Origin of the sequence: Streptomyces colwelliae (genome assembly GCF_048158785.1) — a bacterium.
Lineage (GTDB): Bacteria > Actinomycetota > Actinomycetes > Streptomycetales > Streptomycetaceae > Streptomyces.
The window spans coordinates 32,745-55,988 of sequence record NZ_JBLTJC010000026.1; the positions used below are offsets into that span (position 1 = coordinate 32,745).

General features: G+C 70.9%; 21 protein-coding genes and 1 pseudogene. 8 read left to right on the forward strand and 14 right to left on the reverse strand.

The genetic code is table 11. The features are described from left to right. Window position 1: 1 nt before the first annotated feature. Complete coding sequence (locus tag ACNFOC_RS08405; protein WP_416958260.1) at window positions 2-1,666, forward strand: hybrid sensor histidine kinase/response regulator; 1,665 nt, start codon at window positions 2-4, stop codon at window positions 1,664-1,666. A gap of 103 nt (window positions 1,667-1,769) precedes the next feature. Here the strand turns inward: ACNFOC_RS08405 and ACNFOC_RS08410 are convergent, their stop codons facing one another. The 9 genes from ACNFOC_RS08410 to ACNFOC_RS08450 form a co-directional block, all read right to left on the reverse strand. Then, entirely contained in the window at window positions 1,770-2,468 is a 699-nt protein-coding gene (locus ACNFOC_RS08410; RefSeq protein WP_416958264.1) for a TetR/AcrR family transcriptional regulator, read from the reverse strand. Next, complete coding sequence (locus tag ACNFOC_RS08415) at window positions 2,435-4,441, reverse strand: CocE/NonD family hydrolase (protein ID WP_416958266.1); 2,007 nt, start codon at window positions 4,439-4,441, stop codon at window positions 2,435-2,437. Before ACNFOC_RS08415 ends, ACNFOC_RS08410 begins: the two co-directional genes overlap by 34 nt. Further along, a complete protein-coding gene (locus ACNFOC_RS08420; protein WP_416958268.1) occupies window positions 4,438-6,168 on the reverse strand; it encodes a dipeptide ABC transporter ATP-binding protein in 1,731 nt (576 codons plus the stop codon). Before ACNFOC_RS08420 ends, ACNFOC_RS08415 begins: the two co-directional genes overlap by 4 nt. Further along, a complete protein-coding gene (locus ACNFOC_RS08425; protein WP_416958269.1) occupies window positions 6,168-7,055 on the reverse strand; it encodes an ABC transporter permease in 888 nt (295 codons plus the stop codon). The genes ACNFOC_RS08420 and ACNFOC_RS08425 overlap by 1 nt, the downstream gene beginning before the upstream one ends. Further along, window positions 7,052-8,008 carry an ABC transporter permease gene (locus tag ACNFOC_RS08430; RefSeq protein WP_416958271.1) on the reverse strand — a complete coding sequence of 319 codons (957 nt, stop codon included), beginning with the start codon at window positions 8,006-8,008 and terminating at the stop codon, window positions 7,052-7,054. Before ACNFOC_RS08430 ends, ACNFOC_RS08425 begins: the two co-directional genes overlap by 4 nt. A 2-nt stretch (window positions 8,009-8,010) precedes the next feature. Then, entirely contained in the window at window positions 8,011-9,594 is a 1,584-nt protein-coding gene (locus ACNFOC_RS08435; protein WP_416958273.1) for an ABC transporter substrate-binding protein, read from the reverse strand. Between the two features lie 185 nt (window positions 9,595-9,779). Then, the gene (locus tag ACNFOC_RS08440) at window positions 9,780-10,538 is read right to left on the reverse strand and encodes an ABC transporter permease (protein ID WP_416958275.1); all 759 of its coding nucleotides are present in this window, start codon (window positions 10,536-10,538) and stop codon (window positions 9,780-9,782) included. Further along, entirely contained in the window at window positions 10,535-11,335 is an 801-nt protein-coding gene (locus ACNFOC_RS08445; protein WP_416958277.1) for a class I SAM-dependent methyltransferase, read from the reverse strand. Before ACNFOC_RS08445 ends, ACNFOC_RS08440 begins: the two co-directional genes overlap by 4 nt. 5 nt (window positions 11,336-11,340) lie before the next feature. Beyond that, the gene (locus tag ACNFOC_RS08450) at window positions 11,341-12,375 is read right to left on the reverse strand and encodes an ABC transporter substrate-binding protein (protein ID WP_416958279.1); all 1,035 of its coding nucleotides are present in this window, start codon (window positions 12,373-12,375) and stop codon (window positions 11,341-11,343) included. A gap of 155 nt (window positions 12,376-12,530) precedes the next feature. Here ACNFOC_RS08450 and ACNFOC_RS08455 point away from each other — a divergent pair, with 155 nt between their 5' ends. Both ACNFOC_RS08455 and ACNFOC_RS08460 read left to right on the forward strand, forming a co-directional pair. Further along, a complete protein-coding gene (locus tag ACNFOC_RS08455) occupies window positions 12,531-13,289 on the forward strand; it encodes an ABC transporter ATP-binding protein (protein WP_416958281.1) in 759 nt (252 codons plus the stop codon). A gap of 190 nt (window positions 13,290-13,479) precedes the next feature. Further along, complete coding sequence (locus tag ACNFOC_RS08460) at window positions 13,480-16,011, forward strand: beta-L-arabinofuranosidase domain-containing protein (protein WP_416958283.1); 2,532 nt, start codon at window positions 13,480-13,482, stop codon at window positions 16,009-16,011. 14 nt (window positions 16,012-16,025) lie between these two features. Here the strand turns inward: ACNFOC_RS08460 and ACNFOC_RS08465 are convergent, their stop codons facing one another. Further along, the gene (locus tag ACNFOC_RS08465; RefSeq protein ID WP_416958284.1) at window positions 16,026-16,529 is read right to left on the reverse strand and encodes a VOC family protein; all 504 of its coding nucleotides are present in this window, start codon (window positions 16,527-16,529) and stop codon (window positions 16,026-16,028) included. A gap of 255 nt (window positions 16,530-16,784) precedes the next feature. On the opposite strand from ACNFOC_RS08465, the gene ACNFOC_RS08470 reads away from it, so the two are divergent. Then, entirely contained in the window at window positions 16,785-17,438 is a 654-nt protein-coding gene (locus tag ACNFOC_RS08470) for a ClpP family protease (protein WP_416958286.1), read from the forward strand. Window position 17,439: 1 nt separating this feature from the next. Further along, window positions 17,440-18,042 carry a ClpP family protease gene (locus ACNFOC_RS08475; RefSeq protein WP_416958288.1) on the forward strand — a complete coding sequence of 201 codons (603 nt, stop codon included), beginning with the start codon at window positions 17,440-17,442 and terminating at the stop codon, window positions 18,040-18,042. A 9-nt stretch (window positions 18,043-18,051) separates the two neighbouring features. Here ACNFOC_RS08475 and ACNFOC_RS08480 read toward each other — a convergent pair whose 3' ends face one another. Next, on the reverse strand, window positions 18,052-18,444 hold the full coding sequence (locus ACNFOC_RS08480) for a helix-turn-helix domain-containing protein (RefSeq protein ID WP_416958290.1): 393 nt from the start codon (window positions 18,442-18,444) through the stop codon (window positions 18,052-18,054). A gap of 88 nt (window positions 18,445-18,532) precedes the next feature. Between ACNFOC_RS08480 and ACNFOC_RS08485 the strand changes: the two genes are divergently transcribed. Next, window positions 18,533-19,312 (forward strand): class I SAM-dependent methyltransferase, encoded by a 780-nt coding sequence (locus ACNFOC_RS08485; RefSeq protein ID WP_416958292.1) that lies wholly within the window; start codon window positions 18,533-18,535, stop codon window positions 19,310-19,312. A 4-nt stretch (window positions 19,313-19,316) separates the two neighbouring features. Here the strand turns inward: ACNFOC_RS08485 and ACNFOC_RS08490 are convergent, their stop codons facing one another. After that, entirely contained in the window at window positions 19,317-19,778 is a 462-nt protein-coding gene (locus ACNFOC_RS08490) for an ATP-binding protein (RefSeq protein ID WP_416958295.1), read from the reverse strand. 83 nt (window positions 19,779-19,861) lie between these two features. Continuing rightward, the gene (locus tag ACNFOC_RS08495; RefSeq protein WP_416958298.1) at window positions 19,862-21,121 is read right to left on the reverse strand and encodes a DUF6777 domain-containing protein; all 1,260 of its coding nucleotides are present in this window, start codon (window positions 21,119-21,121) and stop codon (window positions 19,862-19,864) included. A 161-nt stretch (window positions 21,122-21,282) separates the two neighbouring features. On the opposite strand from ACNFOC_RS08495, the gene ACNFOC_RS08500 reads away from it, so the two are divergent. Together ACNFOC_RS08500 and ACNFOC_RS08505 are read left to right on the forward strand one after the other, a co-directional pair. Then, window positions 21,283-22,572: a streptophobe family protein gene (locus tag ACNFOC_RS08500; RefSeq protein ID WP_416958300.1), complete on the forward strand. Its 1,290-nt coding sequence runs from the start codon at window positions 21,283-21,285 to the stop codon at window positions 22,570-22,572. 13 nt (window positions 22,573-22,585) lie between these two features. Continuing rightward, window positions 22,586-22,999 (forward strand): nuclear transport factor 2 family protein, encoded by a 414-nt coding sequence (locus ACNFOC_RS08505; protein WP_416958302.1) that lies wholly within the window; start codon window positions 22,586-22,588, stop codon window positions 22,997-22,999. Between the two features lie 104 nt (window positions 23,000-23,103). Here the strand turns inward: ACNFOC_RS08505 and ACNFOC_RS08510 are convergent. Then, a pseudogene (locus ACNFOC_RS08510) lies at window positions 23,104-23,244 on the reverse strand (transferase); the annotation flags it as partial.

Consider the following 23,244-nt stretch of genomic DNA (forward strand, 5'->3'; position numbering starts at 1 on the left):
CATGCCGCCCCTCCCCACCCCGGACTTCCGGCTCCTCTTCGACGCGGCGCTCTCCCCGCTGCTGGTGCTGAGCCCCGACTTCACGATCGTCGAAGTCAACCGCGCGTATCTCGCCGCCACCCGTACGGAACGCGCGATCGTCGGGCAGCGCATCTTCGACGTCTTCCCCGACAACCCGGACGACCCCTCGGCCGACGGGGTCGCCAATCTGCGCCGCTCGCTGGAGTCGGTGGTCGCGACGGGCCGCAAGGACACGATGGCCCTCCAGCGCTACGACATCCCCGGCGGCGAGGCCGACACCTTCGACGAGCGGTACTGGAGCCCCGTCAACTCCCCCGTCCTGGACGCCGACGGACGGGTCACGCACATCATCCACCGGGTCGAGGACGTCACGGACTTCGTGCATCTGCGCCACGTCGGCCGGGAGCAGGAACGCGCCGCGGCCGAGGCACAGATGCGGGCGGAGGGCATGGAGATCGACCTCTTCGTCCGGGCCCGGGAGATCCGCGAGGTCAACGAGCAGCTGAGCCGCGCGAACGCCGAACTGGACGCGACGGGGCGGCAGTTGATGGAGGAGCAGCGGGCCAAGGACCGTTTCATCGCGACGCTCTCGCACGAGCTGCGCAACCCGCTCGCCGCCGCCACGGCGGCCGTGGAGCTGCTCGCGCTGGACCTGCCGGACGGCGGCCATCCCGCACTGCCGGTCCTGGAACGGCAGTTGGGCACGCTGGTGCGGATGAGCAACGATCTGCTGGACGGGACACGGGCGTTGACCGGCCGCCTGGAACTGGTGCCCGAGCGGGTCGACATGCGGTCCGTGGTCGAGAGCGCGTGCGCCGACATCCGCAGCCTGTTCGGACACGAGGGACGCACGCTCCAACTCACCCTGCCCGACACGCCCGTTGTGGTCGACGGGGACCGGCTGCGGCTGGCGCAGGTACTGACGAACCTGCTGTCCAACGCGCTCAAGTACACCCCGCCCGGCGGACGTACGGAGGTCCGCCTCGCGATCGAGGAGGGGCGGGCCCGGCTCACCGTCGAGGACGACGGCATCGGTTTCGAACCCGCCCAGGCCGAGGACCTGTTCGGGGTGTTCACCCGCGCGGCCCCGGCGGGCCCCAGCACACCCGAGGGTCTCGGCCTGGGGCTCGCGGTCGCGCGCACGGTGGTCGACCTGCACGGCGGCCGGATCAGCGCGCGCAGCGAAGGCCCCGGCAAGGGAGCGGTGTTCACCGTGCTCCTGCCGCAGGCGGACGAGGCGGTTCCGGAGCCGGTACGGCCGTCCCCGCCCCCTCGTTCCCGACGCCAACTGGCCATCCTGATCGTCGAGGACAACACCGACCTGGCCGCGACCTACCGCACCCTTCTGGAGCGCCGGGGCCACCACGTCACCGCCGTCCACACCGGCGCGGACGCGCTCACCGCGACCGAGTCCGACGTCTTCGACGTGGTCCTGTGCGACCTGGGCCTGCCCGACACCGACGGCTACACGGTGGCCCGTACGGTACGCGCCCGCCCGCACGGCACCCGGCCGCGCCTGATCGCGGTCTCCGGGTTCAGTCATGGCACCGACCGTTCGCTGTCCCGGGCGGCCGGCTTCGACGCCCATCTCGCCAAGCCGCTCCCGCTGACCGATCTGCTGGAGTTCCTGGAGAGTCCCGGGTAGTCGGGCGTCTTCCTCCTTCGGTCCGGCTGTGCTTGCCTGAGGCCCCCTACCCGGGGACCACGCCGTGCGACTACCTGGAGGGCACGAAGGAAGGTTCGCTGGGTCACCCGGGTGATCGGCGCCCGAGTTCCGTCTCGATGAGGCGGTTGAGGTGGCGGCGGGCGTCCTGGGTGCTCAACGGGGGTGCCTGGCGCAGCCGTTGCAGGGCGAGGCCGTCGGCGAGGGCGGCGAAGCGGACCGTGAAGCCGTCGAGGTCGTCGGAGTCGAACTCGCCGTCGGTGACGCCCCGTTGGGCCAGTGCGCGGATCTGCTGGTGCCAGGTCTCGTAGCGATGGGCCTGTCCGCCGCTGAAGGCCTCGTCCGTGCCTTGTTCGCCCGCGTTCCAGTAGTCGAACCACATGCGCCAGTGCCGGTCGGTGTCCTCGGTGAACAGCGCGTCGACGAGCAGCCGTAGCGCCTCGGCGCCGCTCGTCGCCTGTTCGGCCGTCTCGCTCAACTCGGCGTAGTAGCGCTCGATATGGAGGACCATCGCCTCGGAGAGGATCTCCTGCACACTGCCGAAGTGGTACGTGACGGTGCCGACGGAGACCCCGGCCGCGGCCGCCACGTCCCGTACGCCGACCGAGGCGTAACCACGTTCCGCTATCAGCGGGACGGCCGCCTCGACGATGAGCCGGCGGCGCACCTCGGTGGGCTGCCGGGTGCGGTCGGCGGCGGCGACGGCCCGGCGCGGGGACTTGGTGGCCGGCTGGGGCTGCTTGGCGGCCGTCATCCCGACGTCCTCGGGGTGGTGCGGTGCCATGCGCGCTTGGCCACTGTCTCTCCGTTCGCCCGTGCTTCGACGCGACTGTCCATGACGAAGTCCGCGGCCGTGGCGCGCAGCTCCGTCCGCGCCATGATCTCAGCGTCGTAGTCGTCCCCGCGCCGCAACCGGATGCGCCACTCCGACACGGCGTTCGCGGACAGCGGGTCGTCACCGTGGATGCGGTACGTCTCCCGTGCGCTCTCCTCGTAGCGCAGCCCGTCCGGATACGTCCGCGATCCCCCGTAGTTGGGGTCGACCTCCAGCGTCCACTCCCCCTTGGCGACATCGTGCGTGACGAGTCGCTCGGGGGTCGGGTCGGCGGGCTGGTCGTAGGTTACGTCGAGCGGGATCGCCTGCTCCGGCTCCTCGAAACGGATCAGCGGCTCATCTCCCGCTTCCCGCACGGGCAGTTGTACGGCGCTCTCGGCCGGGACGACCCGCAGCTCGCCGCGCTCGCCGTGCGGCCAGACCCACGGCCAGTACGTGTCGGAGACGGCGAGGCGGATGCGGTGGCCGGGCGGGACGGCGTAGCCGATGCCGGTCAGCTCGAACTCGACGTCCTCGTACGTCCCCGGTGTCCATTCGACGGCCCGGTCGCGGCCGTGCCTGCTCAGCAGGTTGAGCACACCACGGGTGACAAGCGTCGACGAGCCGTCCGGGGCCACGTCGCACAGGCGGGCGATGACATGGGCGCGCGGAGTGGCGCTGTCGAGGCGGAGTCGGACGCGCGGGCGGCCGAGGATCTCGACGCGTTCGGTGAGCGGTTCGGAATCGAAGCAGACCGAGCGGCCGTCCTCCTCGCGCTGGTCGGGCGGCAGGTCGCTCGCGTTGCCGAAGGGGAAGAAACGGCCGGCGTCGAGTCCGGTGTGCTGCGGGGAGCGCACGAGGACGGGGTCCGCGCTCGCGCCGAGCGGACGTGAGTCCCAACTGACCTTCCGGCTCGGCCAGTTGGTGTCCCCCACCCAACGGCCCGGCAGCACGTCGTACGACGTCGCAGGCGGGACCGGGTCGGTGATCCAGGACCGCAGCAGCGGCTCGCCCATGACGCCCGTGTCGATGCCCTTGAGGTGCTGGTCCCACCAGCGGAGGGTCTCCTGGAGGAAGCCGATGGCCGGGCCGGGCGGCAGTCCCCGGTCGGGGTACTGGTGCGACCACGGGCCGACGATCCCCCGGACGCGGTCGCCGGGCAGGTGCTCGACGAGCCGCAACACCGCGTCCCGGTAAGGGTCGTTCCAGCCGCCGACCGCGAGGACGGCCGCGTCGATGGCGGTGTAGTCCTCGCAGACGCTGCCGTGCTTCCAGTAGTCGTCGCGCTGTTGGTGGTCGAGCCAGGTGTGCAGGAAGGGTTCAAGGGCGTCGAGGCGCTCGCGCCACATCGGCACCCAGCGGTCCGCACCGACGCTCGCCGGGTCCGGCGGGCGGGAGGCGAAGGCGAGCATGGTGCCGGCCCAGGCGAGCATGTCGATGCCGAGGACGGCGCCGCCCGTGTAGTGGACGTCGTTGTCGTAGCGGTCGTCGGTCGAGCAGACGGTGACGATCGCCTTGAGCGGTTCGGGCGCGAGGGCGGCGATCTGGAGGGAGTTGAAGCCGCCCCAGGAGATGCCGAACATGCCGACCTTGCCGGTGCACCAGGCTTGCGCGGCAAGCCAGTTGACGGCGTCGACGCCGTCGGCGAGTTCCTGCGCGTCGTACTCGTCGCCGGGCAGTCCCTCGCTGTCGCCGTGCCCCCGGATGTCGACGCGGACGGAGGCGTAGCCGTGTCCGGCGTACCAGGGGTGGCGCTGGGCGTCGCGGGGCGCCGTCCAGTCGCTCTTGCGGTACGGGAGGTATTCGAGCAGCGCGGGCACGGGGTCCGACTCGGCGTCAGCGGGCCGCCAGATGCGGGCGTGCAGCCGGGTCCTTCCGTCCCGGGTGGGGATCCAGACGTCCTCGCGGACGACCCGGCGCTCGAACTGCTCGCGGTACTTCACAAAGCTCCTTCCGCCACGGGGGCGTTGAGGGGACGCCAGCGACGGACGCGGTGGCCGTCGTCGCCCTGGTCGGTCCAGATGTCGTCCCCGTCCGCCGCGTCGGCCCAGTCGGCGGTGTCGTCGACGTAGGGCTGCGCGTCGGGGTCGGGTTCGAGGGCGGCGGCCATGAGCTGGCGGGTGTAGGGGTGCTGGGGGTCGGCGAAGACGGACTCCGTCGGGCCCTCCTCGACGACGACTCCGTGGCGCAGGACGACGACCCGGTCCGCGATGCCCCGTACGACGGCCAGGTCGTGGCTGATGAACAGGCAGGCCAGGTCGCGTTCCCGGCGCAGGTCGTCGAGGAGCCGGAGGACGTCGGCCTGGACGGAGACGTCCAGGGCGGTGGTGATCTCGTCGGCGATCAACACATCCGGTTCGCCTGCCAACGCCCGTGCGATACCTATGCGTTGACGCTGGCCGCCGGAGAGTTGCGCGGGCAGGCGGTCGGCGAGGGCGGGGTCGAGCCGGACGTCGGAAATCAGCTGTCGGGCCCGCTCGGTCGCCTCCGTACGGTCGGTCACCGTGCCGAAGAAGCGCAGGGGGTGGCGGACCGCGTCGCCCACGGAGCGGCGGGGGTTGAGCGAGGTGTCGGCGTTCTGGAAGACGAGCTGTACCCGGCGGCGCAGGGACAGCGGTCGTTGCTGCGCGGGGCGGGCCAGGTCGCCGTCCGCGTGGTTCATCGTGCCGCCGGACGGGGTGCGCAGTCCGGCCAGGCTCCACGCGAGGGTGGACTTGCCGCTGCCCGACTCACCGACGAGGGCGAGGACTTCGCCACGCCGGACGTCGAAGGACACGCCGTGCACGGCACGGATGCTGCCGTAGTCGATGGTGATGTCCTGCGCGGACACGGCCACAGGGGCGTCGGCGGGGACCTCGGCCCTGGGCCTGACCTCTCGTTCCCCCGCCTCGCCGACGACCGCGAGCCCGGTGTCGTCGAGTCGCGGCACACTCGCCAACAGGCGCTTGGTGTACGCGTCTTGGGGCTGGGCGAACAGCTGCCTGGTGGGTGCCGACTCCACCACACGGCCGGACCGCAGGACGGTCACCTCGTCGGCCATGTGCGCGACGACGCCCAGGTCATGGCTCACCAGCACTGCGGCGAGGCCGAGTTCGTCGCGCAGGGCGGCGATGAGGTCGAGGACGCTGCGCTGGGTGACGACGTCCAGGCCCGTGGTCGGCTCGTCGAGGACGAGGACCTTGGGGCGGGCCGCGATGGCCATGGCGATGGCGACGCGCTGCTGCTGGCCGCCGGAGAGTTCGTGCGGGTAGCGGCGGGCGAGTTCGGCGGGGTTCGGCAGCCGGACCTGTTCGAGGAGGTCGACGACGGGGACGTCGCCGCCCGCCTCGGCGATCTGCCGGCCGATGCGCATGGAGGGAGTGAGGGCGTGGCCCGCGTTCTGGCCGACCATGGCGACCGTTCCGCCGCGCAGGCGCCTCAACTCCCGTGCGGGCAGGGCGAATACGTCGGCACCGGCGACCTGGACCGAGCCCCCAGTGATCCGGGAGCCGTGCCGCAGGTGACCGAGGAGGGTCGCGGCGATGGTCGACTTGCCGCTGCCGGACTCACCGACGAGGGCGTGGGTCTGCCCCTCGGCGACGTCCAGCGACACCTCGTGCACGACGGGGACGTCCTGGCCACCCGAACGGTAGGCCACGGACAGGGAGTTGACGGACACGATCGAGGCCATCAGGAGCCCTCCCTGATCCGGTCGACGCCCCACGCCTTGGACAGGCCGTCGGCCGCGAGGTTGAGCCCGACCACGAGGGTGGCCAGGGCGATGATGGGGGCGAGGCTCGCCATGGGGACGACGGTGATGGCGGTGCGGTTCTCGGCGACCATCAGACCCCAGTCGGGGGTCGGCGGGTCGGCGCCGAAGCCGAGGAAGGACAGCGAGGAGATCAGCAGCACGACCCAGGAGGCCCGCATCGCGAACTCCACGCACACCACGTCCGTGATGTTCGGCAGGATCTCCCGGCGCAGGATCGACCAGGTGCTCTCGCCCCGGGCGCGGGCCGCGGTCACGTAGTCGGCGGGGACGACCGCGAGGGCGGCGCCGCGGACGACACGGACGACCTGCGGGACGTAGACGATCGCGACGGCCAGGACGATGACCGCCGGGCCGGTGCCGAGGGCGGTCACGACGACGAGCAGGGCCAGAACCGCGGGGATGGACAGGATCGCGTCCAGGACCCGGCCCAGTACGTCGTCGAACCAGCCGCCGCGCAGGGCGGCCGCGCATCCGATGACCGTGCCGAGGGCGACGGTGATCAGGGTCGCGGTGACGGAGATGCCGAGCGCGTACCGGCCGCCGTAGAGGACGCGGGTGAGGACGTCCCGGCCGTACTGGTCGGTGCCGGCCCAGTGGCTCCAACTCGGGCCGAGCAGGGCGTGGTTGGCGTCGTTGGCGATGGGGTCGTAGGAGGTGAGGAGGGGGGCCAGCAGCGCGATCACGACGTGTACGGCGACGATCGCGAGGCCGATGACGGCGGTGCGGGAGCTGGTCAGGGTGCGCCAGGCGCGGGCGGTGCGGGCGCCTCGTACGGCCGTCGGCGGGACGGTGTCGAGCGTGGTCATCGGGTCCTCCCTCGGGTGCGGAGCCTGGGGTTGAGGGCCATGGTGGCCAGGTCGGCCGCGAGGTTGCAGACGACGTAGACGACCGCGCTGATGAGGGCGATGGCCTGGATGGTGGGCAGATCGCGGTTCTGCACCGAGGAGAGCATCAGCTTGCCGATGCCCGGGTAGTTGAAGACGTTCTCGACCACCGCGACCCCGCCGACCAGCCACGCGACGTTGAGCGCGATGACGTGCAGCGTGGGCAACAGGGCGCTGGGCAGGGCATGTCGGGTGACGACCCGCCAGGTGGAGAGGCCCTTGAGGCGGGCGGTGGTGACGTACTCGGTGGCCATCACGTCGATCACCGAGGTGCGGGCCATGCGGACGATGTACGCGGCCATCACCACGGCGAGCGCGAGCGCGGGAAGCCATACGGCGGACAGGAGTTGGGAGACGGTGGCGTCGGGGCCGTAGAGGACGACCGCCGGGAACCACGGGAGCGCGACCGAGAAGCACAGGACGAGCACGGTGGCCACGACGAACTCGGGAACGCTCATGCCGACCAGGCTGACGGTGGAGATGACGTGGTCGGGCCACCGGTCGCGGTAGAGGCCCGCGAGGATGCCGAGGACGATCGATCCGGTGACCGCGAAGAGGACCGTGACGACGGCGATCAGCGCGGAGTTGCCGAGATACATGGACACTTCGCCGCCGACGGCCTTGCCGGAGACGAGCGAGGTGCCGAAGTCGCCGTGGAGCGCACCCCACACCCAGTCCCAGTAGCGCTCCCAGGCCGGCCGGTCGAGCTTCAGTTTCTCGCGCAGGGCGGCCACGGCGTCCGGGGTCGCGTCCTTGCCGAGGATCTGGGTGGCGACGTCGCCGGGCAGCGCCTGGACGGCGAGGAAGACGAGGATGGAGGAGAGGAAGAGGGTGCCAACTGCCGCTGCGACACGGCGGGTTATGAAGGAGAGCATGCTCAGGCTCCCTTCAGGCCGATGTTGAGGTAGTCGAACTCGAAGCCGTGCTCGGCGTATCCGCGCACCTTGCGGGAGATGCCGACGAGCCGGTCGGCGAACATCGGGGTCATCGCCCCGCCTCTCTCGATCACCAACGTCTGTGCCTCGCCGTAGAGTTCGCGCCGTTTGGTGTCGTCGATCTCTGCGCGGGCCCGGTCGAGCACCGCGTCGAACTGCTTGTCCGACCAGGCGGTCTCGTTGTAGGAGGAGCCGCTGCGGAAGATCTGGGTGAAGAGCTGGTCGACGGGTCGGCCCGTAAACCAGTAGGTGGCCATCAGCGGCTTCTTCATCCAGATCTGTGTGTAGTAGGAGTCAGCGGAGGCTGTCTTGACCTTGATGCGGATGCCGGCGCGCTTCGCCGAGTCCTGGTAGGCGAGCGCCATCGGCGTGAACAGCGGGTCGTAGGAGGAGGTGTAGAGGTCCATGGCCAGACCCTCGTGGCCCGCCTGCTTCAGCAGGTACTTGGCCTTCTCCGGGTCGTGCTTGGGATGCGCGGAGATGTACGCGGGGTCGCTCGGCGGTACGGGGTTGTCCCAGCCGGGGGTGCCCGCGCCCTGGAGGGCGACCTTGACCACGTGCTCGGGGTCGTAGGCGAGCTTCATCGCCTGGCGGACGCGGACGTCGGTGAAGGGCTTCTCGGTGGTGAGCATCGGGAGGACGTACCACTGGGCGTTCTTCACCCGGGCGATGGTCGCGCGGTCGGACGCGGCGACCACCCGGGCGGTCGCGAAGTCGAGGTTGGTCTGCGAGAGCAGGTCAACCTGGCCTGCCAGCAGGGCATTTGAGCGGGCCGACATGTCGGCGACCGAGTAGAAGGCGATCGCGTCGAGGACGGGGCGGCCCGCGAAGTGGTCCTTGTAAGCGGTGACGCGGCCGGGGCCCGCGGGCGCGAACGACTCCAGCTTGAAGGGGCCGGTTCCGATGCCGGTGCGGCCGATCGACTTCGCGCTGCCGTCGGGGATGACGTAGCAGTTGTAGTGCGTCAGCAGGCTCGGGAACTCGGCGTTCGGGCTCTTCAGCGGGACGACGAGGGTGTGGGCGTCGGGCGTGCCCAGCTTCGCGGGGTCGATGAGCGGGGCGAGGACCGCGGCCTGCGGGGACGCCGTCGCCTTGTCGAGGATGTGGCGCAGGGTGTAGGCGGCGTCGGCGGAGGTAAAGGCGCGGCCGTCGTGGAAGGCGACGCCCTTGCGGAGGCGGAAGGTCCAGGTGCGGGCCTTGGCGTCGGTCTCCCAGGACTCGGCGAGGTCGGGGGCCAGCTCACCGTTCGCTGCGACGCGGACGAGCCGGTTGTAGAGGGCGCCCAGGTACTCGTACGCGGACAGCGAGCTGGCCGGGTCGAGGGTCTCGGCGTCGGACGCGGGCGGCCGGGCGATGCGCAGGGTGCCGCCGCGGTCGGGGGCGCCCTTCGCGGCGGCGGCCGGCAGGACGGGGGCGGCCTGTGCCCCACTACAGCCGGACAGCAGCCAGGACCCGCCGAGCGCGGCGGCCGAGGCGACACCCGCGGCGAGCACCGACCGGCGGCCCGGGTGGTGGATGTCGGACATGTACCGACCGTCCTTGTCGCTATTCGTTCAGCCGAACGATTGAGTGAAGTTGGTGAACGATAACGAGGGGATGGTTTTCCGCCAACCCTTTGGGCGCGGAAATTAACGTCCGAAACGCACTGGTTACGCGGAGCGGGCGCGGGGATCGCGGGGACGGCCCGTGCGGTGGCTCCGGGGACGGTCGCTCAGCCGGTGATCTCGCGGGCCCAGGGCAGCAGCGCCCGCTCCGCGAGGACGACGGCATAGAAGAGCAGCACGCTCATCGCGCTGAGCAGGGCCATCGCGGCGAACGCGAGCGGGGTGTCGGCGTTGCCGCCGGAGGCCACGATGACGTAGCCGAGGCCCTGGTCGCCGCCCGCGAACTCGCCGACGACCGCGCCGACGACGGCCAGGGTGACGCCCAGGCGCAGGCCGATGAAGACCTGAGGCAGCGCCCAGGGGATGCGGAGTTTGCGGTAGGTCTGCCAGCGGGAGGCGGTGAGGGAGTGGGCCAGCTCGGTCAGCTCCAGGGGGACCGAGGTCAGCCCGGCCATCGTCGAGACCACGACGGGGAACCAGGCGAGCAGCGCCACCATGAACACCTTCGGGGCGGTCCCGAAGCCGAGCCAGACTACGAGGAGCGGCGCCACCGCGATCTTGGGTACGGCGTTGACGGCGACCAGGAGCGGCATGACCGCCCGTTCCACGCCGCGCGAGGCGGTGAGCAGGACGGCGGTCGCGAGTCCCGCGCCCACGGCCAGGCCGAAGCCGACGGCCGTCTCGGTGAACGTCTGCCAGGTCTGCCGCAGCAGATAGCCGGGCAGCCGGCCGAAGGCACGGACGACGTCGGGCGGTGACGGCAGCAGGAACGGCCGGATGCCGAAGGCGACGGTCGCCAGCCACCACGCGGCCAGGGCGCACGCGGCCGCCAGCACCGGCGGTCCCGCCGCCAGGACGCGTCTCACGCGGAGGGCCTGCGGCCGATGGTCGAGTAGGTGAAGTGGCCGCGCACCAGCAGCCGGGGATCGGCCACCAGCCGGTCCAGCTCGTCGAGTTGGGCCTCCGTCATGCCGGCCGCCAGGAAGTCCTCCCGCGCCTGCGCGATGTTCGCGCCGATCAGCAGGGCGCCCGCGGTGCCGCCCGGCCAGGACCGGGCCTGGATCACGGTGTCCACGTCGGCCAGGCCCGCCTCCAGCATGGCGGCGGGCACGCGTCCCGCCCAGGTGGGGTCGTTGCCGTGGGCGGGCAGGACGCGTTCGACGAGCAACTCGTGGTAGCGGTCGACCAGTTCGGCCGCCTCCCGCGTCGGGGCCGCAAGCACCAGCTTGCGGAAGGTCGTCTCGAAGTCCTCCACCACCAGTGCGCCACCGGGTGCGAGCGCCGCCGCGAGCCTTCGGAGCACGGCTTCCCGTCCGGGCAGGTGCAGCAGCACCAGCCGGGCGTGGATCACGTCCCACGGCCCGTCCGGCACCGGTTCGCTCTCCAGGTCGTGCACGAGCACGTCGTACGGCGGACTCGGGGGCAGATGACGGGTGTTGACGTCGGTGGCGAGCACCCGCCCGGTCGGTCCCGTCGCACGGGCGAGCCAGGCGGCGATGCTGCCGCCCCCGGCGCCGGTCTCCAGACAGCGCAGGCCGGTCAGGTCACCGAGGGAGGTCAGCCGCGAGATCGTGAACTCGTCCAGGATCGCCGGGAGTTGGCCGTGCCGGTCGGCGGCCTCCGGGTGGTCGTTGTCGAAGACGTACGGGAGCGGGGTCTCCAAGTCCGTCAACTCCCCTTCATGGCCGTGAAGTCGACGACGTCCTGCGGTGTCATCCCCGGCTGGACGACTCCGGCGTTCTGGAGGCTGGTGATCGCCCGCCGCATCCGCGCCTCGGTGATCAGACCGATGGACGACTCGCCCTCGGCCGTCACGGACGGCGTCATCAGCTTGATCTCCGCGGTCGCGGCCGCGGCGTCCGTCTCCGGGTGCTTGGCATGCAGCAACTTCCCTGCCTCGTCGGGGTGTTGGATCGTGTACTCCAGCCCCTTGAGCAGCGCGGTGCGGAAGCGCTTGACCAGGTCCGGTTTCTTCGCGGCGATGGAGGCCGTGGTGACCGTCGCGTTGCCGTACAGGTCGGGCAGGTAGCTGCTGTACGGGAACACCACCACGTGCTTCGACTTGGCCTGCACGGTGGCCTTCTCGATGGTGGGCCGGCCGATCAGGAACGTGCTGAGCGCGTCGGCCTTCCCGCTCGCGAGGGCCGGGCCCAACTGGACGGGCTGGACTGCGATCCAGTGGATTCCCGCGGAGTCGATGCCGGCGAGCTTGGCGTAGCCGGGGAAGAGCAGCTGGTTCACGGAGTTGGCGGCGGCCGCGATCCGCTTGCCCTTGAGGTCCTTCGGAGTGGTGATGCCCGAACCCCGCATCGCCATGATGGAGACGAGGGTCCGCTGGTGGATGGCGAGTACGGCGCGGAAGTCGCGGTAGGCCGTGGAGTTCTTGGCCCCTGCGGAGATCATCGCGCCCGTGAAGTCCAAACTCGTGAACTGCGCATTTCCGGAGGCGAGGGCCTTGAGATTCTCGCCCGTGGCCTTTCCGAGTTCGATCTTTACGTCGATTCCCGCCTGCCGGAAATACCCTTTCTGCTCGGCGACCCAGGCGAAGGCGTCCCGTCCCGCCGCACCGAAGGCGGTGACGTAGGTGATGTGATCCTTGGCCGAACTCGGGGTCTTGGAAGGGGAGTTGGAGCCACAGGCAGCGGCGGCAAGTAACGTGGCCGCCGCGCAGAAAACCGTCGCTGTGCGGTATGAGCGGATCATGCGACCTTCCCTGACGGGGGAATGGGTGGGGGACGGCGGCACTTGGTGGGGATTTATCGCCGGGGTCGCGATCCGGAAAATCGTACGCGAGCATGTCACAATCCAGCAGAGCGATTTTCGGTACTCCGCGCACGGCGGCCGACGGGAGTCGACGCGTGATCCAACTACGGGGCGTGTCCAAGGAGTTCGCGCATCGGCGGGGCTCCGTCGAAGCGCTTCACGATATTGATCTGGAGGCGGCCGACGGCGAGTTCGTGGCGGTCGTCGGGCGGTCCGGCTGCGGGAAGTCGACGTTGCTGCGACTGATCGCCGGGCTGGTGCCGCCGACGCGGGGCGAGGTCCTGATGGGCGGCCGGGCCGTCACCGGGCCCCGCCGCGACTGCGCCTTCCTCTTCCAGCGTCCGGCGCTGCTGCCGTGGCGGTCGGTGCTGGACAACGTGCTCCTGCCTGCGGAGATCTCGGGCGACCGGAAGAACGGCTCGCGCGAACTGGCGCTGGGACTGATCGGGACGATGGGCCTCGACGGCTTCCAGCGCCGCCTGCCGCACGAGCTGTCCGGCGGGATGCAGCAGCGGGTCGCGCTGTGCCGGTCGCTCATGCAGCGGCCCCGGGTGCTGCTGATGGACGAGCCGTTCTCCGCGCTCGACGCGCTCACCCGGGACGAGTTGTGCGCCGAGTTGCAGCGCACGCATCGCGAGCATCCGTCCACCGTCGTCCTCGTCACGCACTCCGTGGACGAGGCGGTGCTGCTCGCCGATCGGGTGGTCGTGCTCACGCCCCGGCCCGGCCGGATCCGTACCGTCCTCGACATCACCCTGCCCCGGCCGCGCACCCGCGCCAAGGCCGACGAGGCCGAGCAACTGGCCCGGCGGGCGGCCGAGTTGCATGCGCTGCTGCTGGACAGCGAGAGCTGATCCCCCTCCGCGCGGTCGCCTCACGGTCAACTGCCGTCTCACACGGCCCTGTTGACATCACACAGCGGGCGCATAGCGTGTCCTGCGCACAGCATGTCGCACAACATTCGGGATCTCGAACAGGAGTGGAGTGGCGGAGGGACACCGCCGCTCCGACTCCCAACTCCTCGACATGCGAAGGACATTGGTGATGACCCCACCCCTGGGCAGACGTCAGTTGCTCGCGGCCGCAGGTGCCACCTCGGCGGCCCTGGCCCTCACCGGCGGTGGCGGCACCGCGCACGCCGCCACCGGAGCCGCACCGGCACTCCCTCCGGCCCGCCCCTTCCCGCTGACCGCCGTGACCCTGCTGGAGAGCCCCTTCCGGGACAACCAGCGCCGCAACTCGGCCTATCTGCGCTTCGTCGACGTCGACCGGTTGCTGCACACCTTCCGCACCAACGTCGGACTGCCCAGCGACGCCCAGCCCTGCGGCGGCTGGGAGGGCCCGGACGTGGAACTGCGCGGCCACTCCACCGGCCATCTCCTCTCCGGACTCGCCCTCGCGTACGCCGGCACCGGTGACGCGACCCTGCGCGACAAGGGCCGGGCCCTCGTCGCCGAGCTGGCGACGTGTCAGGCGGCTTCCCCCGCCGCCGGTTTCGGCGAGGGGTATCTGTCCGCGTTCCCGGAGAGCTTCTTCGACCGGCTGGAGGCCGGGACCGGGGTGTGGGCGCCGTACTACACGATCCACAAGATCATGGCGGGGCTGGTCGAGCAGTACCGGCTGGCCGGCGGCGACCAGGCCCTGGACGTCGTGCTCCGGCAGGCCCACTGGGTCGAGGCGCGCACCGCGAAGCTGTCGTACGAGCAGATGCAGCGGGTGCTGGAGACCGAGTTCGGCGGGATGAACGACGTGTTCGCCGATCTGCACGCCCTCACCGGTGACCGCACCTGGCTCGATGTCGCCGAACGCTTCACCCACGCCCAGGTCTTCGACCCGCTGGCCCGCGACGAGGACCGGCTCGCCGGACTGCACGCCAACACGCAGATCCCGAAGATGGTCGGCGCGCTGCGGCTGTGGGAGGAGGGGCTGCCCGAGCGGTACCGCACGATCGCCGCGAACTTCTGGCAGATCGTCACCGGCCACCACTCGTACGTCATCGGCGGCAACAGCAACGGCGAGGCCTTCCACGAACCGGACGTCGTGGCGGGGCAGTTGTCGGACAACACCTGCGAGAACTGCAACAGCTACAACATGCTCAAGCTGACCCGGCTGCTGCACCTCCACACGCCGGAGCGCGTCGAGCTGCTCGACTTCTACGAACGGGCCCTGTTCAACCAGCTGTTGGGCGAGCAGGACCCGGACTCCGAGCACGGCTTCAACATCTACTACACCGGTCTGGCGCCGGGTTCGTTCAAGCGCCAGCCGTCCTTCATGGGCACGGATCCGAACGCCTACTCCACGGACTACGACAACTTCTCCTGCGACCACGGCACGGGCATGGAGACGCACGCCAAGTTCGCCGACACGATCTACACGCACGACGAACGCGCCCTGCTGGTCAACCTGTTCATCCCCTCGCAGGTCGTGTGGCGCGAGCGGGGCATCACCTGGCGGCAGACCACCGGCTTCCCCGACCGCTCCGGCACCACCCTGACGGTCACGGCGGGCCGGGCCACGCATCGACTGCGCGTGCGCGTCCCGGCCTGGGCCGCCGACGCCCGCGCGACCCTCAACGGCCGTACGCTGCCCGACCGTCCGAAGCCCGGGAGCTGGCTGACCCTGGAGCGGGCGTGGCGCACCGGCGACCGGGTCGAGGTGTCCCTGCCGATGCGTACCGTCGTGGAGGCGACCCCCGACGACCCCGACGTACAGGCGGTACTGCACGGCCCGGTGGTGCTGGCGGGGGCGTTCGGCGATCGAGCCGATCCCTGGCTGTCACGCCTGGACGTCGACTCCGTACGGCAGGAGTCGTCGGACCCCTTGCGCTTCACCGCCCGCGCCGACGACGCGGACGTGACCCTGCTGCCGATCGCCCGCGTCCACCACCAGCACTACTCGGTGTACTGGCTGACCGGCGAACCACCGCCCCCTCCCCCGGAGTTCGCCGCCTGGCACCGCTTCGACGAGACCTCGGGGACCGCGGCGTCCGACGCGACGGGCCATGGCCGTACGGCCCAACTGGTCGGCGGTGCCTCGTGGTCGACGGACGGCCGCCCGGGTGGCGCGGTCGCGCTGGACGGGGTCGACGGTCATGTCGCCCTCGCCGAGGACCTGTTGGCGGGCGCCTCCGCGTACTCGCTCGCCGCCTGGGTCCGGCTGGACGGCCGACCGGGCACCTGGAGCCGGATCTTCGACCTCGGTACCGGCGTCACCGCCAACATGTTCCTGACCCCGCTCAGCGGCGACGGCACCCTGCGGTACGCGATCACCGCGGGCGGGGCGGGCGCCGAGCAGCGCATCGACGCCGACCCGCTGCCCACCGACCGCTGGGTGCACGTGGCGGTGACGTACGGCGACGGGACCGCCGTCCTGTACGTCGACGGCGCCGAAGCCGGCCGGAACGCGGCCGTCACCGTGGAGCCGCGCCGCTTCGGCAACCACATCCGCGCCGGATACATCGGCAGGTCGCAGTACGCCGATCCGTACCTGAAGGGCACGGTCGACGACTTCCGGGTCCACGGCAGGGCGCTGAGCGCCGCCGAGGTGGCGACGCTGGCGCAGGGCCTGTCGATGTGACCGAGGAGCGGCCGTCACTCCCCCGCGAAGGCCTTCTCCAGGGCCGCGAGGTCGAACTTGCCCATCTTCATGAAGGCCTCCGTCGCCCGGGCGACCTTCGCGGGGTCCGGGTCGGTGATCATGTCGATCAGCCGGGCGGGAACGACCTGCCAGGACACGCCGAACCTGTCCTTGAGCCAGCCGCAGGGGCCGGGCTCGCCGCCGTCGGTGAGCTTGGTCCAGTAGTAGTCGATGTCCTCCTGGTTCTCGCACGGGATCTGGAAGGAGACCGCCTCGGTGAACTTGAACTCCGGGCCGCCGTTCAGCCCGACGAACTTCTGGCCGAAGGCCGTGAACTCCACGGTGAGCACCGAGCCCGCCGGTTGCGGGGCGCCCTCGCCGTAGTGGCTGATGCGGCCGATGCTGGAGTTCTTGAAGATCGACACGTAGTGGTGGGCGGCTTCCTCGGCCTGGCCGTCGAACCAGAGACACGTGGTGAATCCGTCGGTGGGTGCGTCGGTGGTCATGAGCTCCTCCATGGGCTCCAGGGGGCATCGAACACGGTCATCTGTATCGACTGGGGCGAGCCGCGAAACTCATCGGTCGACTGCCGAACACTTCAGGTGTCCTATCCCCTGCGGGGCGCGCCCAGCCCCCACCGGCGCAAGGGCACCGGCTGACCCGTCTGCTCACGGCGAATCTGCTGAGGGCCTAGAAATCCCCAGGCCGGGGCGTTGTCGGCCGACAGTGGAGACAGGTCACGACACCTTCGACACCCTGGACAAGGAGTGCCCATGTCTCCACTCACGGCCGGTTTCGCACCGGCCCTCATGCCACGCGCCGAGGAGCTCGACACCCCGTCCTCCCACTTCGACGACCACCTCGCGGCCCAACTCCTCGGGCAGCGGATCGTCTTCCTCGGCACGCAGGTCGACGAGGTCTCCGCGAACCGGGTCTGCGCCCAGTTGCTGCTCCTGTCCGCGGAGGACCCGCGCACGGACATCAGCCTGTACATCAACAGCCCGGGCGGCTCGGTGACGGCGGGCCTCGCGATCTACGACACGATGCGGCTGATCCCGAACGACGTCTCGACGCTGACGATGGGCTTCGCGGCGAGCATGGGCCAGTTCCTGCTGAGCGTCGGCACCCACGGCAAGCGCTACGCCCTCCCCAACGCGCGGGTCATGATGCATCAGCCGTCGGCGGGCATCGGCGGCACCACCGCCGACATCGAGATCCAGGCGGAGAACCTGGAGTTCACCAAGAAGACCGTCGAGCGGATCGTCGCGCGGCACACCGGCCAGAGCGAGGAGACCATCCGCCGCGACGGCGACCGCGACCGCTGGTTCACGGCGGAACAGGCCAAGGAGTACGGCATGGTGGACCGGGTCGTCGAATCTCTGGACGACGTGCGCCCGGCCGCCTCGAAGCGACGGATGGGGCTCTGACATGGGGACGTACACGATTCCGAACGTCGTCGAGCGGACCCCGCAGGGCGAGCGGTCGTACGACGTGTTCAGCAAGCTGCTGTCCGAGCGGATCATCTTCCTCGGCACCGAGATCGACGACGGGGTCGCCAACGTCGTCATCGCGCAACTCCTCCATCTGGAGGCGTCGGCCCCGGAGAACGAGATCGCGATCTACATCAACTCGCCCGGCGGATCGTTCACTTCGCTGATGGCGATCTACGACACGATGACGTACGTACAGGCCCCGATCTCCACGTTCTGCGTCGGCCAGGCCGCCTCGACGGCGGCCGTACTGCTGGCCGGCGGAGACCCCGGACGGCGGTCCGTCCTGGAGCACGCGCGCGTGCTGCTCGGCCAGCCGGCGAGCGGCGGGCAGCGCGGCATGGTCTCCGATCTCGCCCTCCAGGCGAAGGAGATGGTGCGGATCCGCTCCCAGGTCGAGGAGGTGCTGTCGAGGCACACCCACCACGACATCGCCACGCTGCGCGCCGACATGGACCGCGACAAGGTGTTCACCGCGCGGGAGGCCGTGGCGTACGGCCTGGCCGACGAGGTGGTCAGCCGACGCCTCGGCCCGCTCTGAGCGGCGCTGTCAGGCGGCGACCAGACTGAGCTGCCCGTTGTACGGCGAAGTGACCCTGCCCTGACGCCTGTTGCGATGCCGGCCGAGTTCGTCCTGGGCCAGCGACAGCAGGTCGCCGAGGTCGAGACCGAGGGCGTGGGCGGCGGCCGCGAGGACCTCCGAGGAGGCCTCCTTACGGCCCCGCTCCACCTCCGAGAGATACGGCATGGAGATCCGGGCGGCGTCGGCCACATCCTTCAACGTGCGCTCCTGGGCGAGGCGTTCGCGTCGCAGGACGTCACCGACCAGGTCGCGCCACAGAGGCTCCTTGGGCGCGGGAACCTGTGGCTCCGGCAGGTGAGGGGCCGGCTCGTGCGGGCGCAGCGGAATCACGCGGGCTTGGTACGGCGCTTGGTTGCTCACCCCCTCAGACTAAAAGCCTTGGACGTGAGGGCAAGGGATCAGCATTCTGCCCTGGGGGGAATCGCCGATACGAAAGGGTGCCTGAACGGTGCTGCGCGACACGTTCGACACGGTGGCCGAGCGCTACGACCGGGCCCGCCCCCGGTATCCGCGCCCCCTGGTCGACGAACTGGCCCGCACGGCGAGCCTCGGCCCGGACAGCCGGGTCCTGGAGATCGCCCCCGGCACCGGTCAACTCACCGTCCCGCTCGCCGAGTTCGGCTGCCGGCTGACCGCCGTGGAGCTGGGTGCGTCGCTCGCGGCGGTGGCCCGGCGCAACCTGAGCGCCTTCCCGCGCGTGGACGTGCAGGTCGCGGACTTCGAGCTGTGGGAGGTGCCGGACGAGCCGTTCGACCTGGTGGCGATCGCGACGGCGTACCACTGGTTCGATCCTGGGAGGTTCCTGGCGAGGGCGGCGTCCGCGCTGCGTCCCGGCGGGCACCTCGCGGTCGTCACCACGCACCATGTGGCGGGCGGCACCCAGGACTTCTTCGACCGGATGCAGCGCTGCTACGAACGCTGGGACCCGGCCACTCCGCCCGACTTCCGGAGTCCCACCGAGGACGAAACGGCGACGGACACCGGGGAGTTCGAGCGTTCCGCGCACTTCGCGGACGTCACGGTGTGGCGCGGTGCGCGGGAGATCACGTACACGACGGACGAGTACCTCGACGTCGTGCTCACGTACTCGGGCCATCTCGCGCTGGACGAGCCCTCGCGCCAGGGCCTGCTGGCCTGTCTGCGGGAGCTGCTGGAGACGCGGCACGGCGGCCGGGTCACCAAGCGGTACCTGCACGAGCTGATCACGGCCACCCGGACCGGGGCGTGATCTCCTAGCGGTCCTCGGCGCTCAGGTACACCACGGCGCGCACCCGCTTGCCGACCGGTACCCGTTCGACGCTCACCTGCGCGGCCAGGGCGTGGACTATCTCCAGGCCGTGCCGGCCGATGCGCTCGGGGTCCCGGGCGAAGAGCCGGGGCAGGGCGACGCTGCTGTCGCAGACGGACACCGTCACCGAGGTGTCCGTGCCCTCCAGCTCCAGGATGTACGGGCCGTTGCTGTGCCGGTCCGCGTTGGTCACCAACTCGCTGACGACCAGGAGCAGTTCACCGTCGGACTGGTCGTCGATCGTGGCGCACCACTCGGTTCTCAGCTGTTCGAGGAACTGGTGCGTGAAGTGCCGGGCCGCGGAGATGCAGCCCGGTTCGCCGGTGTAGTGCGCCGCCCGCCGCAGCGGTTCCACGGGCACGTCGAAACGAGTCGGTATCACTACCCCGTCCCGGTGGTCGATCATGCGTGTCTCTCTCGGAAGGCGGCACTGCCGGTCGCTGTCGTACCAGTGCTCGTACCCAGCCCCACGCCCGGCAGTCCCCCCGATCAGAGGGACGGTGAAATCGACCCCGGCGAAACCGGCGCGCTGAAGCTGGACGACGAGGTCGTGGTCGTGTCGGAGGCCAATGATTCGGGTGGGGAGGACGAGGCCGAGGAGGCGGAAGAGGCGGCCGACGACTCCGTCGACGGCGGCTCGGAGGACGGGGAGTCCGGACTCGACGGGGACTCCGAGCTCGGCGACGAGGAGGACGGTGCGCTCGACGTCGGCGGGCACGGGCTGGTGGACGTCCCGGGCGTTCCCGGGGTTCCCGGCGCACCGGAGGACGCGGAGGCGCACGGCGACGGGGAGTTGGAGGACGGCGGCGGGGACACGGTCACCGAGGGGCTGGCCGGGTTCACCGGCGCCGGGGTCTTGTGGTCGTGCTTGCCCGTGTCGCCGTGGTGGCGGCCGAACCAGTGGTGGTTGTCGGGGTCGTAGATCACGAAGATGTTGATGATCTGGGGTGCGGGGGTGACCACGACGACGTTCTGCGGGCGGTACGAGGACCAGGTGTCGCCGGTGCGCTTCGGGGTGGTCTGCTGGGCGACGGGCGGCGACAGGGGGTTGCCGCAGGCGCAGCGGACGCGGGGCACGCCGTGGTTGTCGACGAGGACGGCGGTGCCGGCCTGGAGGACGGCCTGGTAGCTGGTGGCGGCGCCGTCGCGGTAGCCGTGGTTGGTGACACGGGTGTCCATGCGCAGTTGTACGGGGGTGAGCGAGCGCAGGTAGGCGGGGACTCCGGCGGGCTGGACGCCGGCGACGGACGCGAACGCCGCGTTCTTGGCGGGGGCCGCCTGGAGGGCTTTGATCTGCTTCTCGACGTCGCAGCTGGAGACGTTCTGGGTGCCGCCGTAGAGGCCGGGGGCGCCGCCGTCGACGCCGCGTACCGCGTTCACCGGTTCCGAGGCGGTGGGTGAGGCGGAGACGGGCGGGGCGGAGTTCTCGGTCGCGGTGGACTCCGTGAACGGGTCCGGGCCGGTCTTGGCCGCGGACTGGAGGAAGACCTCGCCCTTGCCCGCCGTGTTGCCCGAACCGCCGTCGGACCGGGTGAAGACAAGGCCCAGAACCACGGCGGCCACCACGACGGCCGTGAGGATCGCGACGCGCGGCACCGACTTCCACCAGGGCCGGTGCGGCTCCGGCGCTCCCGCACCGCCGCCGCCCGTGGGCTGCGAGGGCGGGCCCGAAGGCGGCTGGGAGGGTCCCGACAGCGGGCCGGAGGGCGGTCCGGTGGGGCGGCCTGAAGACGGAGGTTCGACGCTCACGAGCTCTTCTTCCCGACGCGGGCGACAGCGGCATTCATACCGACTCATGCCGCTTTATCCACAACGAACCCATTGTGTGCTCGGGTCATGGTCCGCCCGCAAGCCGACGCGGACGGCCCTCCCGGCGGGCGCGCTCCCCGGCCGCTGCTTAGCGTGGCCGTGTGACCCCCCGAACCCCCTCTGACCAGGCAGTAGCCCGCCACGGCTGGCTCCAGGCGCTCGGCACGGTGCTGGCCGGACTGCTCAGCATGGGCGTGGTGTCCGCGCTGGGCCTGTGGGCGGCGGGCGCCACGGACCTCCCGGACGGCGCGTTCCCCCGGGTCGTCACGGCCACGGTGGTGACGGCCGTGGGCGGCACCGTCAAGCTCACCGGGAACGCGGGCGACCTGGCCGACACAAAGGCAGGCCTGACCGTCATCCCCCTCTCGGTCACCCTGACCGGCGCCCTGACGACCGCGGCGGGTTTCCTACGGCCCCTGCGGCACCGCGCGGTCGCCTCGGGGGCGGAACTGGCCGGCTGGGCCGGTCGCGTCGCCGTCCTGTGGCTGCTCGCCCTGATCGGACTGGCCCTGGGCGCGCGCCAGAAGTTCTCGGTCTCCCTGGGCACCGGGACCCTCGGCGACATCGGCGACCTGCTCGGCACGTCGCCCGAGGTCGGCTTCGCGGCGGACGTGCCGCGGACGGTCCTGTTCGGCCTGCTGTGGCTTGCAGGGGTACTGCTGCTGGCCCTCCTGGTCTCCCCCGGCGCCCCGCTCCCCGCCCGCCTCCTCCGCTTCCACGCGTCGGTACGCCCGGCCGCGTTCGCCGTGGTGGCCCTGCTCCTCGCCTACGTGGCACTCGGCGTCGTCCTGGCCCTCGTCGTGGCGGCGACACGCGGCTACGCCGCCCAGACCTTCGCCCTCATCCTCCTGGGCATGCCGAACCTGGTCTGGCTGGCGCTCACGATCGGCCTGGGCGCCACCTGGAACGGCCGGGTGGACGGCCCCTTCGGCCTCCCCGTCCCACGCCTCCTGAACGAGGTCCTGCGCACCCCGGACGTCTCCACCCTGAACCTGCGCTCACTGGCCGCCCACGACAGCGGCGTGTGGTGGCTCCTGGCCGTGAACGCGATCCTGCTCCTGACCGCCGCCTTCCTGATGGCCGCCCGCTCCCCGGCCCACGTACGCGCCTGGCAGCACGCCGTCCACCTGGCGATCGCCTTCGCCCTCGCGGTCCTCATGATCTGCCTGGTCGGACGGATCTCGGCCCACTACGGCCTCTCCCTGCTCGGCATCGGCGACGTGGGCGGTGGCCTGTCGGGAGACCTGTTCCTGAAGCCCGAACTGTGGTCGGCAGTGGGGCTGGCAGCGCTATGGGGCCTGATCGCGGGCTTCCTGGGGGCACTGCTGGCGAGACCGGTGCACCGGCGGGGCGAGGTCGAAATTCCCGCACAGTCGCAGCGCCCGGCGTGAAAGTGTGCGCGACATGCCACTGACTCTCGAAGACCGCCTGACCATCACGGAGTTGATCGCACTGCACGGCCACCTGGTCGACGAGGGCCAACTCGACCGCACCGCCGAGGTGTTCACCCCGGACGTCGAATACGACCTCACCGACTTCGGCCAGGGCACACTGAAGGGCCTCACCCAACTCGCGGACGCGTCCCTGGCGTTGGGCGCCGGGAATCCTGTCGCCCATCACGTCACCAACGTAGTGGTGGAGGAGCTGGCGGACGGCCAGGTCCGGGTGCGGTCGAAGGGGCTGGGCATCAGGACGGACGGCTCGTGCGGATCGGTGACGTACGTGGACACGGTGGTGCGGGTGGAGGCGGGGTGGCGGATCGCACGCCGGAGGCTGGAGGCGCGGCGGGTGCCGCTGAACGGCCTGGGCCAGGGCTAACACCGGGGACTGCAGCGCCCCTTCAGGGGCGCGGGACTGTATCGATATGCGGCTCCGCCGCGTGGGCGCGACCAGCCCCAACGCGCCCGCAGACGAGACACTTCAGTCACGCCGCCTACGGCGCCGTTCGCGACGATCGCGTTCACGATGCCGTCGACGTCCTCGCGGACGATGAAGGGGCTGGTGCACTGGACGAGGAGGACGACGTCGACAGCCGCGCCGTGCAGCGCCTCGTGGGTGTCCAT

Coding starts and splice junctions, on each gene's coding strand:
- ACNFOC_RS08405 (WP_416958260.1), top strand. CDS start 2: ATGCCGCCCCTCCCCACCCCGGACTTCCGGCTCCTCTTCGACGCGGCG.
- ACNFOC_RS08410 (WP_416958264.1), bottom strand. CDS start 2,468: ATGGCACCGCACCACCCCGAGGACGTCGGGATGACGGCCGCCAAGCAG.
- ACNFOC_RS08420 (WP_416958268.1), bottom strand. CDS start 6,168: ATGGCCTCGATCGTGTCCGTCAACTCCCTGTCCGTGGCCTACCGTTCG.
- ACNFOC_RS08425 (WP_416958269.1), bottom strand. CDS start 7,055: ATGACCACGCTCGACACCGTCCCGCCGACGGCCGTACGAGGCGCCCGC.
- ACNFOC_RS08430 (WP_416958271.1), bottom strand. CDS start 8,008: ATGCTCTCCTTCATAACCCGCCGTGTCGCAGCGGCAGTTGGCACCCTC.
- ACNFOC_RS08435 (WP_416958273.1), bottom strand. CDS start 9,594: ATGTCCGACATCCACCACCCGGGCCGCCGGTCGGTGCTCGCCGCGGGT.
- ACNFOC_RS08450 (WP_416958279.1), bottom strand. CDS start 12,375: ATGATCCGCTCATACCGCACAGCGACGGTTTTCTGCGCGGCGGCCACG.
- ACNFOC_RS08460 (WP_416958283.1), top strand. CDS start 13,480: ATGACCCCACCCCTGGGCAGACGTCAGTTGCTCGCGGCCGCAGGTGCC.
- ACNFOC_RS08465 (WP_416958284.1), bottom strand. CDS start 16,529: ATGGAGGAGCTCATGACCACCGACGCACCCACCGACGGATTCACCACG.
- ACNFOC_RS08470 (WP_416958286.1), top strand. CDS start 16,785: ATGTCTCCACTCACGGCCGGTTTCGCACCGGCCCTCATGCCACGCGCC.
- ACNFOC_RS08475 (WP_416958288.1), top strand. CDS start 17,440: ATGGGGACGTACACGATTCCGAACGTCGTCGAGCGGACCCCGCAGGGC.
- ACNFOC_RS08490 (WP_416958295.1), bottom strand. CDS start 19,778: ATGATCGACCACCGGGACGGGGTAGTGATACCGACTCGTTTCGACGTG.
- ACNFOC_RS08505 (WP_416958302.1), top strand. CDS start 22,586: ATGCCACTGACTCTCGAAGACCGCCTGACCATCACGGAGTTGATCGCA.